An 18,084-nucleotide genomic window follows, 5' to 3' on the forward strand; every position below is an offset into this window, starting at 1 on the left:
TCAACTTGTTTCCAAAGCAGTTTTGCCTGCTCAAAAGTTTCGGCACCTTTTAAAGCCAAAAATGGAGATACCTCTAAACTAACATATCCGTCACCTTTAGCACTTTCATTATATAAACCTGCAAACAAATCGCATGCGTTTTGAATATCTTTTATAGCCAGACCAAAGAAAATTTCCTCATTGGTTTTATCACCTTCTGATAGTGTTGCAATATCATTATCATACATATCGCTGCTGCTTATGGCTTTTTCAAAAATGGCCGGGTTAGAGGTTACGCCTCTTATGCCATCGTCGTCTATTAAAGCTTTAAGTTTGCCATTGCTTATAAAAGCCCGATCAATAAAATCAAGCCAGATGCTTTGACCGAAACTGTGTATTTGTTTTACTTTATTGGTTTCCATTATATTAATTTTTTTTAAAAGATCTATTTTATTAATTGTGATTGTTTTGCTGTGTGCGACAATAAGTGTACCATATATGCAGCCTATTGTCATATAATAATCCTATTAACCGCTGTTTGAGGCTACTAAAACTTCTACATTATAGTTGATAAACAAACCGCTTTCAATTACACCAACTATTGCTTTTATTTTAAATTCCAGATCATTGCTTATTTCATCGAAACGGACATCTAACAGCAGGTTACCATTCTCGGTTATAACTGGTCCATCCTTACCGGTTGCTAATCTTAAAACCAGGCTATTTGCTCCCAGCTCTTTCAACTTTTCCTCTACGTGCGGTAATGCTGCCGGAAAAACCTCTATAGGTACAGGAAATTTCGTTCCTAATTTATCTACCAGTTTGGTGTCATCAATTATAATATAATTTACCGGGCTAGTGCTTATCAGTAACTTTTCTTTAAATAATGCACCGCCACGGCCCTTTATTAAACAATGATTGGGGTCAACCTCATCGGCACCATCAAACAACCAGTCGGGCCGGTTCTCATACAGCGTGGTTAGCGGTATGCCTAAATTGGTACAAGCCAGTGCAATTTCAATAGAAGTTGGTATCGCTGTAATGCTCAACTGTTCGGCTTTTATTTTATCGGCTATTGCAAATAAAGCTAAGTAAGCGGTCGAGCCCGAGCCAATCCCTATTACATCACCATCCTTTACCTTTTCGGCAATTTTATCAGCCAGCTTTTGTTTGCCGGCGCTATTGGTGATAGTGCCCGCCCAGCTTAGATTTTTGATGATGTCGCTATTCCAGTTCATTGTTTTAGATATGAGACGTGAGATATGAGATGTGAGATGTGAGACAAAACCCAAGGGTCAAATCTCACATCTCCATACTCAAATCTATTTTAAAAGCGCTTTCGCTTTCTTAACTACATTATCAACCGTAAAGCCAAAGAACTTATAAAGGTCTTCTGCCGGGGCCGATTCGCCGAAAGTTGTCATACATAAAGTATCGCCTTCGTCTGTAATATATTTATGCCAGCCAAGCGGCGAAGCCATTTCTACAGCTAAACGCTTTTTAATTGCTTTAGGGAACACTTTCTCTTTGTAAGCAGCGTCTTGTTTTTCAAATAGCTCCCATGATGGCATACTTACCACGCGGGCAGCAATACCTTCTTCTTTCAGTTTGGCTTGCGCGTCCATAATTAACGCAACTTCGCTTCCGGTAGCCATTAATATAACGTCTGGAGTGCCGTCAGAGTCTGACAAGATATAGGCGCCTTGCTCTAACTGGCTTGCTTTACCATATTTATCCTGGTCAAGGATAGGTAATCCCTGGCGGGTAAATACTAAAACAGTTGGGCCGCCGGTTTTCTCAATAGCCACGCGCCATGCATGTGCGGTTTCGTTAGCATCAGCCGGACGAATAACCGTAATGTTTGGTATAGAGCGTAATGATATCAATTGCTCAACAGGCTGGTGGGTTGTACCGTCCTCGCCTAAGCCAATACTGTCATGCGTATAAACAAATATCGGGCTTATCTTCATAATGGCCGCTAAACGGATAGGCGGGCGCATGTACTCAGAGAACATTAAAAATGTTGCACCAAAAGGTTTTAGGCCCTTGGTTAATGCTATACCATTTAAAGCAGAACCCATTGCATGCTCGCGTATACCGAAGTGGAAGTTACGTCCGTTACGGTTCTCAGAAGTAAATGAATCTGATTCTTTAAGGTTAGTTTCTGTTGATGGGGAAAGATCTGCAGCGCCGCCAATTAAATTAGGGAAACTGCCGGCAATTGCATTTAATACTTTACCCGATGCCTGGCGTGTTGCCATTTTAGGGTCAGAACCTTTAAATGAAGGTAATTTATCCAACCAGCCTTTTGGTAATTCACCGCTAACGGTTAATTCATACTCGTCAGCCAGTTCAGGGAATTTTGTTTTGTAATCTGCAAACAGCTCGTTCCATTTTTTCTCAATACCGATACCTCTTTCGCCTTTGGTTTTGTAATATTCTTCAACTTCTTTTGGTACGTAGAATGATTTATCCGGATCAAAGCCAAAAAACTCTTTAACCAGTTTAATTTCGTCGGCACCAAGCGGCGAACCGTGCGAACCTGCGGTACCAGATTTATTCGGGCTGCCATAAGCAATTAGCGAACGAACCCTTATTAAGGATGGTTTTTGTGTTTCGGCTTTAGCGTTTCTTAAAGCTAATTGTAAACCATTCACATCATTAGCATCATCAACAGACTGTACATGCCAGCCATATGCCCTGAAGCGCGCGTCTACATCTTCATTAAAGGTTATATCTGTACTGCCTTCAATTGATATTTTATTGTCATCGTATATATAGATCAGGTTACCCAGCTCCAAATGGCCCGCTAACGAAGCTGCCTCTGATGTTACCCCTTCCATCATATCGCCATCACTGCAAATAGCGTAGATATGGTAATCAAATAAATTAAAACCTGGCTTGTTATAACGGCCAGCCAAATGTTTTTGCGCGATAGCAAAACCTACACCGTTTGCAAAGCCTTGTCCAAGCGGGCCGGTTGTTACATCAATGCCGGGGCACAAGCCGTACTCTGGGTGACCGGCAGTTTTGCTGTGTAATTGCCTAAAGTTTTTTATATCATCTAATGACAGGTCATAACCTACCAAATGCAAAAAGTTGTATTGCAAAATACAGGCGTGGCCGGCAGATAAGATAAATCTGTCGCGGTTTGCCCAATCAGGGTTTTTAGGGTTATAATTTAAAAACTCCGTCCAAAGTACATGGCCAACAGGTGCCAACGCCATAGCTGTACCCGGGTGGCCCGAGTTAGCTTTTTGTACAGCATCAGCCGACAAAATTCGTACGGTATTAATTCCTAATTCCTCAACGCTTTGATTTTTTGAATCCATTTCTTTTTTTAATATAAATAGTTTAGATAATTGATTTAATGGTTGATGAGGGTACAACGGGCATGGGTTCTGCATCTGTAGCCCATAACCTTGCGCCTCCTTTTATTCCGTCCTGGTTGGTTACTATTTTTACATTAGTATCCAGTTTAAAGTTAAGCTCGCGGGCGTTGCCGCCGCCTATATATAGGTAGTCATAATTGAACAGTGTTTTCAGGACTTGTAAAACATGTTCCATCCTAGTGTTCCATTTCTTTTTGCCTTCTGCTTCATAGGCGCCATCACCTACGTAATTATCATAGGTATTATGCCGGGTAATAGGGCTTTGGCCAATTTCCATATGCGGCAATAGCTTGCCATCTAATAATAACGCCGTACCAAACCCGGTGCCCAGGGTTAGTACCAATTCAAGGCCTTTTCCACTTACTACGCCAAGTCCCTGCATATCTGCATCATTCACCACTTTTGCAGGTTTACCCAATACCTCTTCCAGTTTTTTACCCAGGTTAAAATTTACCCATGAAGCATTATCAAGATTAGGCGCGGTTTTAACAATGTTATCGCGAACATACCCGGGGAAACCTACTGATATCTTATTATAATTTGGAAATGACTTTGCCAGTTCTTCTATGGCTTTAACTATATTGTCCGGATTGGCCGGCAATGGGGTTACCACTTTGTTATAATCCACCAGTAAAGCCCCGTTACTATCTAAAACGGTTGCTTTAATATGCGAACCGCCAATATCAACAGAAAGAACTTTAAGCTGTGAAGGGATGTTTTCCATAACTATTGTGGATGGCAAAAGTAATATGTATTTTGTAATTATAACAATCTTGCGGTCGAACTATAAACGGTTTTAATAGATAGTCTGCCTGAAAAGCAGGCAAATCGGTTTCTGGAGCTAAATTAGGCACTTTTTTTAAATGCGTACTGACAAAAAAATTTAAAAAAAATACTTTAATATGATGAATGTGATCTGTAATAATACTTTAAAAAAACAGTGTTTGCAATCGATAACATATGGGTTTTAATAATTTTTTCAGGGGACTTTTTTACGAATACGTTTGCGTAAAAATCAGCGCGTAAAAGCATTGTAAATTTGTATACTAAAAATGTTACGGTTTTTGCATTCCTTTTTTTTAGTTATTCCTTTTTAATTTTTTAATTTCAACCTTTGGCTATGAACTATTGATAGCACGACTAATTAACCAATTATAAAAAATCGTTCAGGAATTAACAGTTTTAAGATCGTTATTTATCTATACAACGTATTTTAAACCTTTTTTGAACAGTATAAGCTATAAACAACAACTAATTAAAACTAATAAACATGAAAGAAAATGAAGAAAAAGGAGGGGCCACTTCACGCAGAAATTTTGTGAAGCAAGGCGCTCTTGCTGCTGCTGCGTTTACCATTGTACCCCGCTTTGTGCTTGGTAAAGGCTTTAGGGCACCAAGTGATACCCTTTATATTGCCAGTGTGGGTATTGGCGGAAAAGGAGACAGCGACATTGCCGCCTTTGTTAAAAGCGGGAAAGCTAAATCGGCATTTTTATGCGATGTGGATGCAGTTAAAGCGGCTAAGGTATTTAACCAATACCCGGATGCTAAGCGTTATATCGATTGGAGAGAGATGTTTGAGAAAGAACATAAAAACTTTGACGCCGTACACATCGCTACGCCAGATCATACCCACGCGGTAGTGGGCTCGGCAGCAATGCAGTTAAAAAAACATACCTGGATACAAAAACCAATGGCGCATGATGTATACGAGGCGCGTATGCTGGCCAACATGGGTCATAAATTTAAAGTGCAAACTCAAATGGGTAACCAGGGCTCATCAGCCGACGGTGTTAGACAAATGATGGAATGGTATGAAGCAGGCGTAATTGGTGATGTAACCGAAGTATACTGCTGGACAGACCGCCCGGTTTGGCCACAGGGAGATCACCAGGCAAATACGCCAAACGGCTTGCAATGGCCTAAACAATCGGCTACCCCGCCAAGTACTTTAAACTGGGATTTATGGCAAGGCACAGCACCAGCTAAATCATTCCCGATAGGTACAGATCAACCGGGTGGCATTAACGTATTGCCATTTAACTGGCGCGGATGGTGGGATTATGGCACTGGTGTATTAGGTGATATGGGTGCACACATTTTACATGGACCAATGAAAGTATTAGGCTTACAGTATGTATCATCCGTGCAAACAAGTGTAGGTGGTGGAGGTTCTTTTGATACAGGCCCTGCTTCAAGCTACACCATTATGACTTTCCCTAAATCCGATAAAACAAAAGGACCGGTAAAAGTGCACTGGATGGATGGCGGTATAATACCTCCACGCCCGGAAGAATTAGACCCAAGTGAATTATGGGGTGGCGGACAAATGCGCGACGGTGGAATGTTGTTTATAGGCACCAAAGGTAAAATGTTGGCAGGCTGCTATGCTGCAAGAGCTCGTTTGTTACCGGTTTCACGTATGGATGAAGTAAACGTTCCGCAAAAATATGATAGGGTAAAAGGCAGTACAGACGGTCATTATGCCCAATGGGTTGAAGCGTGCTTGGCAGGTTATGGCAATATGAAAACCAGTTCTCCGTTTGAAGAGGCTGCGTTATTGACCGAAGCTATGCTGATGTGTAATTTAGCCATACGTGGTGTTAATGTTCCTAAAGCTTCTGACCCTGCTGCACCAGCAGCTAATGATAATTTTGGACGTAAACGTGTAACTTACCCTGCGCGTTACATCAATTTAAACTATGATGCAGCAAACATGAAAGTTACTAATGTTGACGAGGTGAATCAATTTGTTAAACGCCAGTACCGCGATCCGTGGAAACTTAGCGGCGTATAATTTACCGCTCTTAATATTAAAAAGGAGGCGCTTGCTACAAGTTGCCTCCTTTTTTGTTAAATGGTTGTTTTAAATTAGCAAGATGATTACCAATAATATATGGGGTGTCACCCTGAGGCCCCTAAATTTAATATTGCTTTGTATTTTACTCCTGTTTTCCTGTGGATATGGCTTTTCGCAAACCCCATCCCGCAATGACCATATTTTTCCATCATCACCCAAAGCCAAACCTTATATTGATTATGACGCCCGGGGATTTTTAATCAACGGCAAACGAATATTTATAACATCAGCCGGAATGGAATATGCCCGCGTGCCCCGCGCGCTCTGGCATGACCGTTTATTGCGCCTTAAACGCGCAGGGTTTAACGCGATAGAAATGTACACTTTCTGGAACTTTCATGAACCCAAAGAGGGCCAATTCAATTTCACAGGCGACCATGACCTTAACGCATTTTTAAAAATGATAAAGGATATGGGCATGTATGCCATTGTTCGCGTTGGCCCCTATTATTGCGGCGAATGGAACATGGGCGGTTTCCCCATTTGGTTAAAATTTAAACCCGGTTTGCGGGTGCGCGAGGATAATCCGCAGTTTTTATCAGCAGTAGACAAGTTTTTTGACCAATTAATGCCCATAGTAACCAATAACCAAATTAACAACGGCGGCTCTGTTATTATGGTGCAGTTAGAAAATGAGCACCGCGCGGCATGGGGTACGATAACCCCCAACAATTACTTTAAGCATTTAATAGCTAAAACGGTTTCCTTAGGATTAGAAGTGCCGTATTTTTTTAGCGGGCTGCATTCGGGCAATGACCCTGCCGGGGATGTTAGTAATTTGGATGACACCAGGCGACCCAATCCATGGTTCTCTACCGAGTACTGGGGCGTTTGGTATTTAAATTATGGTCCGCAGGAACAGGACTCCTCTTTGTACGACCGCCGCACCTGGAAAATAATAGCGCATGGGGGCAATGGCTATAATGTATATATGGCGCATGGCGGTACCAATTTTGATTATAATAACGACAGGGATAACGCCGCGTCGTATGATTACGGCGCATCAGTTGGCCAGGCGGGTGATCTGCGCCCGTTGTATTATAGCTTTAAGCGGGCCAATTGGTTTGCGCGGAGTTTCGGGGATATATTGGCAAATAGCACCAATACAGATGATGGCAAACCAACCATATCAGACACCGGTATTAAAGTTACCGCACGCAAAAGCTCGTTAGGGACAATAGCTTTTTTGGATAATGCTGATTCTGTTGCCCATCAATTTAAATTGCACCCGCCTACAAATAGCGCTGTTAAAACATCCGCAGAAATTAAATTGGCAGCGGGAGAGATTATGCCGGTTGTAAAAGACTATCAATTAACGCCGGAGATTAAATTGGCTTGGGCGCCAACCAGAATTTATAGCATTATTCCGCAAGGAAATACTACTGCGTTATTGCTATACGGAGGTATCGGCTCATCGGCTCAATTATATTTTAATGTGCCAAAGGGATTGACGATCATTAAAGACGCTTTCAATTTTAAAATAGCTGATGATATAATGAGCTTTAATGCTAAAATAGGTTCATCACCTTTGGAATATAGTTTTAAAGCCGGCAGTCAATATATCAGGATAATAACGGTTAGCGATGTACTGGCATCGCATACCTGGTTGGCTGAAGCTGATGGACGAACGCATATCATTATAGGCCCTGATTATGCCGCTGATCTGATCAGCAAAAACAACAAATTAAGTTTGCTGATTGAGCACCCCTGGGTAGATAAAAGTACTTTCCCAACATGGATATTTAAACCAACCGGAGCGGTTATTAAAGTAAATCAAAAACCACAAACTGCTCAACATATAGTCAAACTAAAGTTAGGTGTATGGCAAGTTAAAGACGCCTCGTCAGCAGCGCTCCCCGGCTACGATGATAGCCGTTGGAAACAAAGCGACAACCCGCTGCAAATGGGAGCCGATGGCGATATAACTGCTGATGCCTGGTATCGTACACGATTAAAGGTTGCCGAAACAGGTAATTATATACTGAAATTTAAAAATGTCCGCGACAGGGCCGCCCTGTTTTTAGATGGCAAACGCATAGATACCGGTGCGGTGTTTAATAAAACAGTTAATCTGCATTTAAAAGAAAACACCAATTATACCCTCGCGCTTTTTACCGCGCATGATGGGCGCAATAAATTGATATTCCGCGTAGGCGAAATAGACACCATTGATGCCAAAGGATTATCCGGCCCTGTAACTCTGCAAAAGGCAGATGACAGCGGAAAGGTAATAGCAGTAAATAACTGGCGTATGAAAGGTGGCGGCGATCCAGTTGTTTTAAATGGCTGGCGGGGACTTGGACAGGTTTCTTATAATACACCGCACTATTATCGCACCACATTAAACCTTCCGGCTTTAAAAGGCTCTCAGCCTATATGGCGGGTAAATACTACCAGTTTAAGCTACGGCTCGGTTTGGGTTAACGGCCATAATTTGGGCAGATATCCCGAAAAAATAAAAATAAACGGATTGTATATACCCGGGTGCTGGTTAAAACCCGGAGCTAATAAACTGGTTATTTATGATGAAAATGGGGTGTTGCCAAACAAAGTTTCTGTTGAAGCAGAGGTGGCAGCCAGCCGTAATGAGCAAACGTTACATATTTAAAACGAAACTGTTACAGGAACTTTCGGGTTTATTTAATAATTTTGTTATCGAACTAATAAGTAATACAAACCAATTTTAAAATAATGAAAAAAATATTGTTATCAGTCGTTTTATTGCTTACCGTAGTTACGGTATGTTTAGCAGCAAGTGTAGACGGCGTTTGGAAGGGACTTGTTGAAGGACAGTACAATTTAACGTTAACTCTAAAAGTTGACGGTGATAAATTAACCGGTGTTTTTGCATTGGTTGATAATAACCCAAAATCTGAAAATCCGGATGATGCAGGCTATACCCCTTTTGTGGCAGCACAAATGGGCAAAAACCCTATTACCGATGGTAAAGTAGACGGAAATAACATTTCGTTCACTACCACCTTTAATGGCAAACCTGTTATGTATAAAGGAACCATCGCTGATGATAAATTAGTGCTGACCACAACCTTTAATAACCAGCCCGTAAAAGCGACGCTTAGATTAGCTAAATAAGAAATTAAACATCGCAAATTTTGATAGCCTCTTTTAAAGAGGCTATTTTTTTGTCTTGATTTTTGGGCAGATACTCCTGGGCCACATGGCCTTTAAAGCCCGTGGCTAATATGGCTTTCATAATAGCGGGATAATACAGTTCCTGCGTTTCATCGGGCTCATGCCTGCCAGGTACACCAGCCACATGATAATGCGCTATATATTGATGATTAGCCTGTATGGTGCCTATTATATCTCCCTCATCCATCTGCATGTGGAAAATATCATACAACAATTTAAAATTTTCGGATCCCAGGCGTTTTACCAGTTCCACGCCCCACGAGGTATGGTCGCATTGATAATCTTTGTGGGTGAGCTTGCTGTTAAGCAGTTCCATGCAAATTATAACGCCATGTTTTTCGGCAAGGGGCAGTATGTTTTTTAGACCTTCAACGCAATTGGCCCAACCTGTTTCATCGTCTTTTCCATCGCGGTTGCCGCTAAAGCATATCAGGTTTTTGTACCCGGCCGCGGCTACTTTAGGTATCATGGCGGTATATTTTTCTATTAGTAACTCATGATATTGTTTATCGTTCCACCCGCGCGGGATGCTGATTTCGGCACCATTGCACATGGACGAATAGAGCCCGTACTTTTTTAAAGTCGGCCAATCCTCAGGCCCAACCAGGTCAATGCCTTTCAGCCCCATTGCCTTGGCTTCGGCGCAGAATTGTTCTAACGGAATGTCCCTGAAGCACCATCGGCAAGCTGAATGATTGATATTGCCTTTTAGTTTATAGGGTTGTTCATCCGCAGATTGAAACGCAGATAGTGTACCGGCAGCAGCTATTGCCCCGGTGCCCGCCAGTATATTCTTTATGGCCCATCTGCGACCTGACGAAGATTTCATAGGCTAAAATTACCCTATTTCGTTTACACCGTATAATTTTTTGAGCGCATTAAACATCAATAGTTTATTTTTGTCTGAAATAGAAATGGGTATGAAGAGGAAGTGTGTATTGCTATTGTTAAGTGTTGTGCTGATTGCTACTGTATGTTACGCCAATAGCGTTAGCGGCAAGTGGACCGGCACCATCGCCCTGTTGTATGATGTTACCGTGAACATGAAGGAAGATAACGGCAAAGTTAGCGGAACAGTAACCACCGAAATTGGCGATATCCCCCTAAATAACGGCGTTATAACCGGCAACGATATTATATTTAAACCATTTACCTATAACGGCCTCGCGGTATCGTCTGTAAAAGGAAAGATAGATGGGGATAAAATGGGTGTTACCGTAGTTTTCCAGGGCATGAATTTTACCGGGATTTTGAATAGGGTGAAGTAAGCCCTCCCTTGCGGGAGGGTTGGGTGTGGCTTAATCCTCAAACTTTATCGCGCTAAATAATAATAACGCATCAATAGGTTTGGCCTTATCATTCTTAAATACAAAGTACACATCGTGCATGCCGACGCTTTCTTTAATATCGGTTTTTATCCAGTTTAGGCTTTTGGGTTTTTGGTCCAGTTGCTCAAATTGAATTTGGCCCAACAAAGTTCCGGTTGGCGAATCTAATCTAACTTCTATTGTTCCGCCGGGATTGTTTTCTAAGGCGGTTGCGGTGGCTGCCAGTTCCAGTTGTTTAATACCGGTCATATCCAGTTTTTTAAAGGCGATGTAGCCATCCTTGCGGGCTACAACATTTGTGGTGCCATCCAGTCCGTTTACTTTGGTAGCGGCATTCTTCATGATAGGCGCGGTTGCCGCCCACACCTGCGGGTTATGTAAAACAATAGTCGATACCGTAGTTTGTTTCGGGATGTTTTTATTGCCTTTATCAGTATAAGCCGCGCGGATGATGTAAGAGCCGTTGCCATTATCTTCAGCAGGTACTTTAGGTGTATATGTGCCTTTTACCGGCATGGTATTAACATTGTTATTGGTAACGTTAATAATGTAGTTCACAATGGTACGCGCGTCATTTAACGTAATAGCGGGATGGGCGGGCATGGCTATCGGCCTGTTCCAATGTCCGCTGCCACCGTTGCGGATGGTATGTGCCAAACGCTCAATCTCGGCAGGGTTATCTTTGTACTTGGCTGATATATCAGTAAAGCTTGGCGCTACATTTACGGCATTAACGCTATGGCAATTTTTACAATCGGCATGGCTCATTAAGGCAATGGCCACCGCAAACTGGGTGGAGGCATCAACACTGCTCTGTTCCTGGGCTACCTGCACATAATCAAATCCCTCAGATGTATAATTAATGCTCATAGAAACCTGCGCCGGACTAATAGTACCTGACGCTAAGCTACCATCCTCTTTATCAGTTACACTTACGGTATAATTTATCGGTTTGTTATTAAAATAGAATGAGCTGTTATTATCCAGGCCGACCTTTACCACAGGCGCCTCATTACCCGCAATTATTTTTACAGTTTTACTATTGCTTGCGCCTTTCGCGTCCGTCACGGTTAAAGTAGCCATATAAACACCGGGCTTGGTTAATGTTATAGCCGGGTTTGCAGTTGGGTATATTTTAGGCTGCGCGCCTGCTGTGGTTACTTTCCAGCTATATTTTAACGCGTCGCCGTCGGCATCGTAGGTTCCGGCAGATGACAGCGTGATATTTAACGGAACAGTACCACCTTGTTTATTGGTAGATGCCATTACCGTTGGTTTACGGTTACCCGCGTTATATTCGATCCGTACCAGCTTGGCATTATCGCTTTTGCCAAACCAAACACTACCATACTCTAATACATACAGGTCGCCATCAGGGCCAAATTTCATGTCTATCGGCTCGATAGGGTGATATGATGGCAAAAACTGCTCCATTCCCTTATAGTCGCCATTAGCTTTCATGGAGATAGACATGATCCAGCCGCGGGCCAGGTCGGTGGCCAGCCATTTGCCTTCATAATAGGCAGGCCACGGGCGTTTAGCAAGCGGACGATCAGAGCGGTGATATATGGGCCCCCCAACCGAACTGCGGCTGCCGGTACCTACCAATGGAAACTCCGGCGAAGCCGAATAAGGATAATAAATAAATGGCGGTGCTACTGCGGGCAACTCTTTTAAACCGGTATTGTTAACAGAATTGTTAATGGGTTTATTGGGATCTTTTTTAGGTCCCGCCTCGCCGTTTACATAATCAAAAATAGGGAAGGCCGCGTTAGGGCCAACAAAATATGGCCAGCCAAAAAATCCCGGTTTACGGGCCTGGTTCAGCTCGTCATAGCCTTTAGGGCCAAGGTCGCTGTCCTCCGTTGCATCCGGACCAATATCGCCCCAATATAACCAGCCGGTTTTACTGTCAATAGATGGTCGCCACGGGTTACGATGACCCATTGTATAAATCTCGGGGCGGGTTTTATCCATTCCTTTCGGGAACAGGTTGCCTGCCGGGATGGTGTAGGTGCCATTCGGCTCGGGATGTATTTTTAATATTTTACCTAACAGGCTGTTGGTATTTGCGGTGCCGCGCTGATCGTCCCAGTGCAGTTTATCCGGGCGCTCATCTGTTGATGAAGATAGCAACGCGCCGGTGTTATTACCAATGGTAAGATATAGGTCATGCCTGGCATCCCAAGTCATGCCGCCGCCGGTATGGCAGCAAACTTCGCGCTGCGATTCAAACTGTAGTAATACTTTTTCAGATCCTGCAACTAAAGCATCGTTCTCAAATTTCCAGCGGGTAAGCATCCATTTTTTTTCTGTCGGATGTGAGTAAAAGGTATATATCCAATGGTTCTTATTAAAATCAGGGTCAACAGTAAGCCCCATTAATCCTTCTTCGGCTTCGGTAACTTTACCCCTTGCGCTGGTATATTTGGTATTAACGGGCAGGGTAGCAATTACCTTTATCATTTTGGTTATAGGGTCGAATAGTTTTATGGCACCTTTGCGCTCGCTTATTAAAACACGCCCATCGCTCAATACCTCGAAAGTATTAGGTTCATCCAGGTCGCCGGGTTGGGTAAGCGTTACCGGGGTAAAGCGGCTCTCATCTGGTTTTTTAGGTTCATCGCCGGTAAATGCGAACAATAACGCGGCGGTTAAAAACAATACAATAGCAGATATTTTGATAACAGGTTTGTTGCTAAACATAATGGTTAATTGGTTATTACGGGCTGTAAATATAATAAATGCGCACCAACACTTAAACGTTGAGGTATAACAGTTATTTAATGAATGCAGTTTTGTAAGGAAAATGTTATGATAACAGCGTGCTACCAGCGTTATTGCGGCGACAACTCACCCTGTCTCGCTATGCTCGACATGAGGCTGTCTCAAAATTGATATATAAAAATCAAAACAGTATTATATTTTCCGGATTTAACTCTCTGCGTTCTTTGTGTCTTCTTTGCACACTTTGCGGTAAAGATTTAAACGCAGAGACCGCAAAGGAGACGCAAAGATCACAAAGGCCAAATATTATTTTGTTGCTATTTACTGCTAATAGCTTTTGATATAACCTCCCAGGGGGTGAGTTGAGCACAGGCCCCGTAAAATATCGATTCATTCATTGTATTATTTCTCAATAAACTATTATCTTCATTATTATCTAACCCTGTCGCAGTCAAACAATCACAAATATGAAATACAAACTACTTACCCTGCTGCTGTTTATTGTTTCGGCAGGTTTTGCGCAAACAGATGCTAAACTTACTGCCAAATTGCAGGATCTTTTAAAAGGTTTTAACGGACAGGCGGGCATATATGTGCAAAACCTGAAGACGGGCAAAACGGCAGCTATTAACGCGGATACGCTGTTCCCCACGGCCAGTATGATAAAAGTGAGCATTCAATGCGGGGTGATGGATAAAATTGAAAAGGGCCAGCTGCAATACAACCAAAAACTGGTATACCGCGACTCGTTGTTATATGCAGGCAGTGATATTTTGGGGTCGTTTAAAGATAAGGATACTATTGCCCTAAGCAAAGTAGCCATGCTGATGATAACCATGAGCGATAATACGGCCAGCCTATGGCTGCAAAAGCTTGCTGGCGGCGAGTATATTAATAATTGGCTGGACCAAAATGGTTTTACGGCAACGCGGGTAAACAGTAAGGTACCGGGTCGAGAGGCTATGCGCGGGAAATATGGCTGGGGTGTAAGTTCGCCTTACGAAATGTGCCGGTTGTTCACTATGATACGCCAGGGCAAGGCTGTTAGCGCAGCAGCCAGCGAACGGATGTACCGCAACATGGGCCGCATTTATTGGGACGAACGCGCACTGTCGCAAATACCGCCTTATGTGCATGCTATAAGTAAACAGGGGATGGTGAACGCGTCGCGGTCTGAAACGGTGCTGGTAAACGCCCCGCATGGCGACTACGTTTTTTGCATCACCACCAAAAATAATCATGACCAAAGCTGGACCCCCACTAACGAAGCGGACCAGCTGATCCGCAAGGTATCTGCCCTGCTATATCATTATTATGAGCCAAAAGATAAATGGGTGCCTGTTGATGGGATTGGGAAGTATATGTTGAATTAGCAGGATAAAAAGGTGAGCACCTGATTTAGGGTGAACCCACCTGGTCTTACCTGACCCCACCTGATCCTACTTGACCCTACCCTGCTGTCCGAAGTTTGCAGTTGCAGGATATTTAGTAGTAATATACTTTTAAAGCATCATGAGTACCAAATACAAATTCAAAAACCAGGAGTTAATGAGGCACACTGCATACTCGACGCCAGATGGGGTAATATAAATTAGAAAGAAATGATTTATTCAAATTTAGAATTTACATTTTCTTGTTTTACATTTGGATATAATGGGACACCAAACATTAAAGCTTATTGAATTATTAATACCACTAATAGCATCAACTATGGTAATTATTGATTATTCAAAACAATGCATGATGCCTATAATTGAACACTTTAACAATAAAAAAAATCTTTTTTTTAAGAATTCTTAAATTTTTGTAGACGTTTTCTATATTTTCGAAATAATTCAAGACATATTCTAATTGTAGTCTTTATAATTGTAGACGAAAGTAATTCTATTGACTTTCCGCTGTCCGAAGTCTCCCTTGCTGTCCGAAGGTTGCAACTTCGGACTACTATGCCTGTAGTCTGTGACTACAGTACGCAATGATCTTTTTAACACAATAGTCTAAAGACTATTTGCATAGTCGTTCGAAGTCGGAGACATTCGAACAGCGAGAGAAGTACAAGTTGAATTAGTAGGGTAAAGAATGAACACCTGATTTAGGGTGACTCTACCTGGTCCTACCTGAACCCAATGTCATTAAGTTAAGAGAACCCCATCGGGGTTCAAGGTCGGTAGAAGAATAAATACCAACGAAATGCCGTGCCGTCAGGTACGGAACTTCGCCGATTGTTGCGTACCTGACGGCACGCCAAATGATTTTCTATGACGTTTTTCTACCGACGTTTTGCACCTACGGCGCATTTTTTTAAATAATCTTCCTTAACTTAATGACATTGTACCTGGTCCTACCCGAAGTTTGTAACTTTGGACTACTATAAATTATATTAACAGATGTTAATCTTGATCCGCAGAGGGCTAATTAATTGCCAATATTTAATATTCTGAATTAAAAGCTTATATAATCCGGAAGTCTCTTATTAAATTAGGCCAAAGAATTTTTATGAAATCACTTAAAGATCAGGTTATATGGATAACGGGCGCATCTTCGGGTATTGGCGAAGCGCTGGCCTGCGAGCTGTCGGCCCAAGGCGCTAAACTTATCCTGTCAAGCCGACGAATACCTGAATTGGAACGGGTAAAGAATAACTGCGCCCATTCTGACAATGTATATATCCTTCCACTCGACCTGACCGACAGCACAAATCTTGAAGCGAAAGTACCCACCGCCATAGCGTTATTTGGGCATATCGACATTATGGTGCATAATGGTGGTATTTCACAACGTGCGCCCGTTGCCGAAACCGATATTGCCGTTCATCGGCAAGTGATGGAGCTTAACTATTTCAGTTATATTATATTAACCAAAGCGCTTTTGAATCATTTTATCGAGCGACGTTCGGGTTATTTTGTGGTAACCAGCAGCGTAATGGGCAAAATAGGAACGCCAATGCGCGCGGCTTACGCGGCTGCCAAACATGCATTGCATGGCTATTTCGATTGTCTACGCGCCGAGGTGGACAAGTACGGCATCAAGGTAACCATACTTACACCCGGCTATGTTCATACGCCGATAGCTGTAATATCCGGCGACGGAAGTTTTATCAGCGGTAAATCTGAACAGATCAATAGCGGGTTTTCAGCCGATAAAGCTGCCGGACAAATTATAAAGGCAATCCAAAATGAAATATTCGAGCCTTATATCGGCAAATTCATTGGTGAAGAAAGACTGGCGCTTTTTGTTAAACGCTATCTGCCGGGATTGTTTGCCCGGTTGATTCCACGGTTAGGCACACCCAAATAGTTACTTCGTTTTGCTATGCAAAGCGGGCAGAATGCCGTTTTCGTTCAAGTCGGAAATCGAACAGCGGGAGATAGCCGCTTTTCGAATTGCATAATAGTCTAGCACCACTATTCACTATTTGTTTAATAATGTATCAATTATAGTAGTAGTTTTCGCTTCAAAATCATCAGAATATCCTATAAACGTATTTGCTATTTTTCCCTCTTTGTCGATCAAATAAAAAGTTGGAAAGCTATCTACGTGATATGATTTTACCACGCCTGCGGCATCAACATAACCGGGGTATTTTATACCATATTGTTTTTCAAATGCCAAAACCGTTTTTTTGCTGTCTCTGTCTGTTACGCTTGCTATTACAATATCTTTACTCTTATATTTTTCATAAAGTTTATTTAATGGTTTTATGGCATCCATACAGGGAAGACAGCCAATAAAATAAAAATCCAACAATACAACTTTTCCTTTCAGTTGTGTCAATGACACCTTTTTGCCATCTGCCGAATACATGGTCCAATCGGGAGCAACTGTCCCGGATGTTAACAAAGCAAGAGGTGGAGTAGTTTGCGGTTTAGGCAGGTGGAAACCTTTAGGTACTGTAAAAGTAGCTATACCAATGTCGGCCTGATCTAACTTATAATCAGAATAGCTATTTTCTGTATAGGAATTTGTTATTCCGTTTCCAACAAAGTTATTTCTTGATTGGCTAATTATACTTTTAGGTAAGCCGGTTTGTTTATTAACAAATAAATGCACACGTGTATAATAATGTTCTTTACTAATTACAGTGTCATAAATAGTGGTAATTATATGAGTGCAGGTAAGTGCGTTAATAATTGTGTCACCTCCATTTATAACTGGTCTCTTTTCATTAGTTTTAGATTTCATTAGTTTCAGATAAAAAAACAATGAACCTCCAATAGCCCCCGACAGCGTCTTTTTAATCTGATAAGTACTGTCCTGAGGAGTTAAATTGATAAGGTTTTGCCCATTGTATAAATTTATATCATAATTTTTACCTTCGGTATCTGATGTTTCCCTTCTGAACAGATAACCAATAAACTTGTCTTCTGGAGTTTTTAAAAAAATATCTTTACCTTTTTTTATTAATGTATCGCTTGTAAAGTCCTTTTGCTTATAAATGTATTGATAGCTAAAGTTTTTATAACTTTCAAGTTTATCAATCACATTTTGCACTAAAGAAGTTTGCGCTTTTACATCGGTGTTATACAGGAAAAATGCAATACAAATAGCCGCTTTAATAAGCATTCTGATTGTGTAAGTCATATCTGTTAATATTAGGTTAGATAATTGCGATTTGGCACTTTTTGTTTAAATGTACAGGTATTAT

At 41.9% G+C, this 18,084-nt stretch carries 13 protein-coding genes; 6 read left to right on the plus strand and 7 right to left on the minus strand.

Features of this window, described 5'->3' with window-relative positions; genetic code table 11:
* From JWP71_RS06415 to JWP71_RS06430, 4 genes are all read right to left on the minus strand, one after another.
* A partial coding sequence (locus JWP71_RS06415) for a transaldolase family protein (protein WP_299498043.1) occupies positions 1-401 on the minus strand: 401 nt, incomplete at its 3' end.
* A 105-nt stretch (positions 402-506) separates the two neighbouring features.
* The gene (gene rpiA / locus JWP71_RS06420; protein ID WP_299498044.1) at positions 507-1,217 is read right to left on the minus strand and encodes a ribose 5-phosphate isomerase A; all 711 of its coding nucleotides are present in this window, start codon (positions 1,215-1,217) and stop codon (positions 507-509) included.
* A gap of 84 nt (positions 1,218-1,301) precedes the next feature.
* A complete protein-coding gene (gene tkt / locus JWP71_RS06425; RefSeq protein ID WP_299498045.1) occupies positions 1,302-3,311 on the minus strand; it encodes a transketolase in 2,010 nt (669 codons plus the stop codon).
* A gap of 22 nt (positions 3,312-3,333) precedes the next feature.
* On the minus strand, positions 3,334-4,095 hold the full coding sequence (locus JWP71_RS06430) for an ROK family protein (protein ID WP_299498047.1): 762 nt from the start codon (positions 4,093-4,095) through the stop codon (positions 3,334-3,336).
* Positions 4,096-4,641: 546 nt separating this feature from the next.
* Between JWP71_RS06430 and JWP71_RS06435 the strand changes: the two genes are divergently transcribed.
* From JWP71_RS06435 to JWP71_RS06445, 3 genes are all read left to right on the plus strand, one after another.
* Positions 4,642-6,168, plus strand: a complete 1,527-nt coding sequence (locus tag JWP71_RS06435; RefSeq protein ID WP_299498048.1) for a Gfo/Idh/MocA family oxidoreductase — start codon at positions 4,642-4,644, stop codon at positions 6,166-6,168.
* A gap of 82 nt (positions 6,169-6,250) precedes the next feature.
* Positions 6,251-8,839 (plus strand): beta-galactosidase, encoded by a 2,589-nt coding sequence (locus JWP71_RS06440; RefSeq protein WP_299498049.1) that lies wholly within the window; start codon positions 6,251-6,253, stop codon positions 8,837-8,839.
* A gap of 83 nt (positions 8,840-8,922) precedes the next feature.
* Positions 8,923-9,324, plus strand: coding sequence for a hypothetical protein (locus JWP71_RS06445; protein WP_299498050.1), 402 nt, complete (start codon positions 8,923-8,925; stop codon positions 9,322-9,324).
* A 4-nt stretch (positions 9,325-9,328) separates the two neighbouring features.
* On the opposite strand, the gene JWP71_RS06450 is transcribed toward JWP71_RS06445, so the two are convergent.
* On the minus strand, positions 9,329-10,213 hold the full coding sequence (locus tag JWP71_RS06450) for a TIM barrel protein (RefSeq protein ID WP_299498051.1): 885 nt from the start codon (positions 10,211-10,213) through the stop codon (positions 9,329-9,331).
* Between the two features lie 91 nt (positions 10,214-10,304).
* Here JWP71_RS06450 and JWP71_RS06455 point away from each other — a divergent pair, with 91 nt between their 5' ends.
* Entirely contained in the window at positions 10,305-10,652 is a 348-nt protein-coding gene (locus JWP71_RS06455) for a hypothetical protein (protein ID WP_299498052.1), read from the plus strand.
* A 30-nt stretch (positions 10,653-10,682) separates the two neighbouring features.
* Here JWP71_RS06455 and JWP71_RS06460 read toward each other — a convergent pair whose 3' ends face one another.
* Positions 10,683-13,418 carry a PQQ-dependent sugar dehydrogenase gene (locus JWP71_RS06460; RefSeq protein ID WP_299498053.1) on the minus strand — a complete coding sequence of 912 codons (2,736 nt, stop codon included), beginning with the start codon at positions 13,416-13,418 and terminating at the stop codon, positions 10,683-10,685.
* 488 nt (positions 13,419-13,906) lie between these two features.
* Here JWP71_RS06460 and JWP71_RS06465 point away from each other — a divergent pair, with 488 nt between their 5' ends.
* A complete protein-coding gene (locus JWP71_RS06465; protein ID WP_299498054.1) occupies positions 13,907-14,812 on the plus strand; it encodes a serine hydrolase in 906 nt (301 codons plus the stop codon).
* 1,123 nt (positions 14,813-15,935) lie between these two features.
* Positions 15,936-16,736: an SDR family NAD(P)-dependent oxidoreductase gene (locus JWP71_RS06470; protein WP_299498055.1), complete on the plus strand. Its 801-nt coding sequence runs from the start codon at positions 15,936-15,938 to the stop codon at positions 16,734-16,736.
* A gap of 114 nt (positions 16,737-16,850) precedes the next feature.
* Here the strand turns inward: JWP71_RS06470 and JWP71_RS06475 are convergent, their stop codons facing one another.
* A complete protein-coding gene (locus JWP71_RS06475; protein ID WP_299498057.1) occupies positions 16,851-18,020 on the minus strand; it encodes a TlpA disulfide reductase family protein in 1,170 nt (389 codons plus the stop codon).
* Positions 18,021-18,084: the final 64 nt, after the last annotated feature.

Source organism: Mucilaginibacter sp. (assembly GCF_028287845.1).
Lineage (GTDB): Bacteria > Bacteroidota > Bacteroidia > Sphingobacteriales > Sphingobacteriaceae > Mucilaginibacter.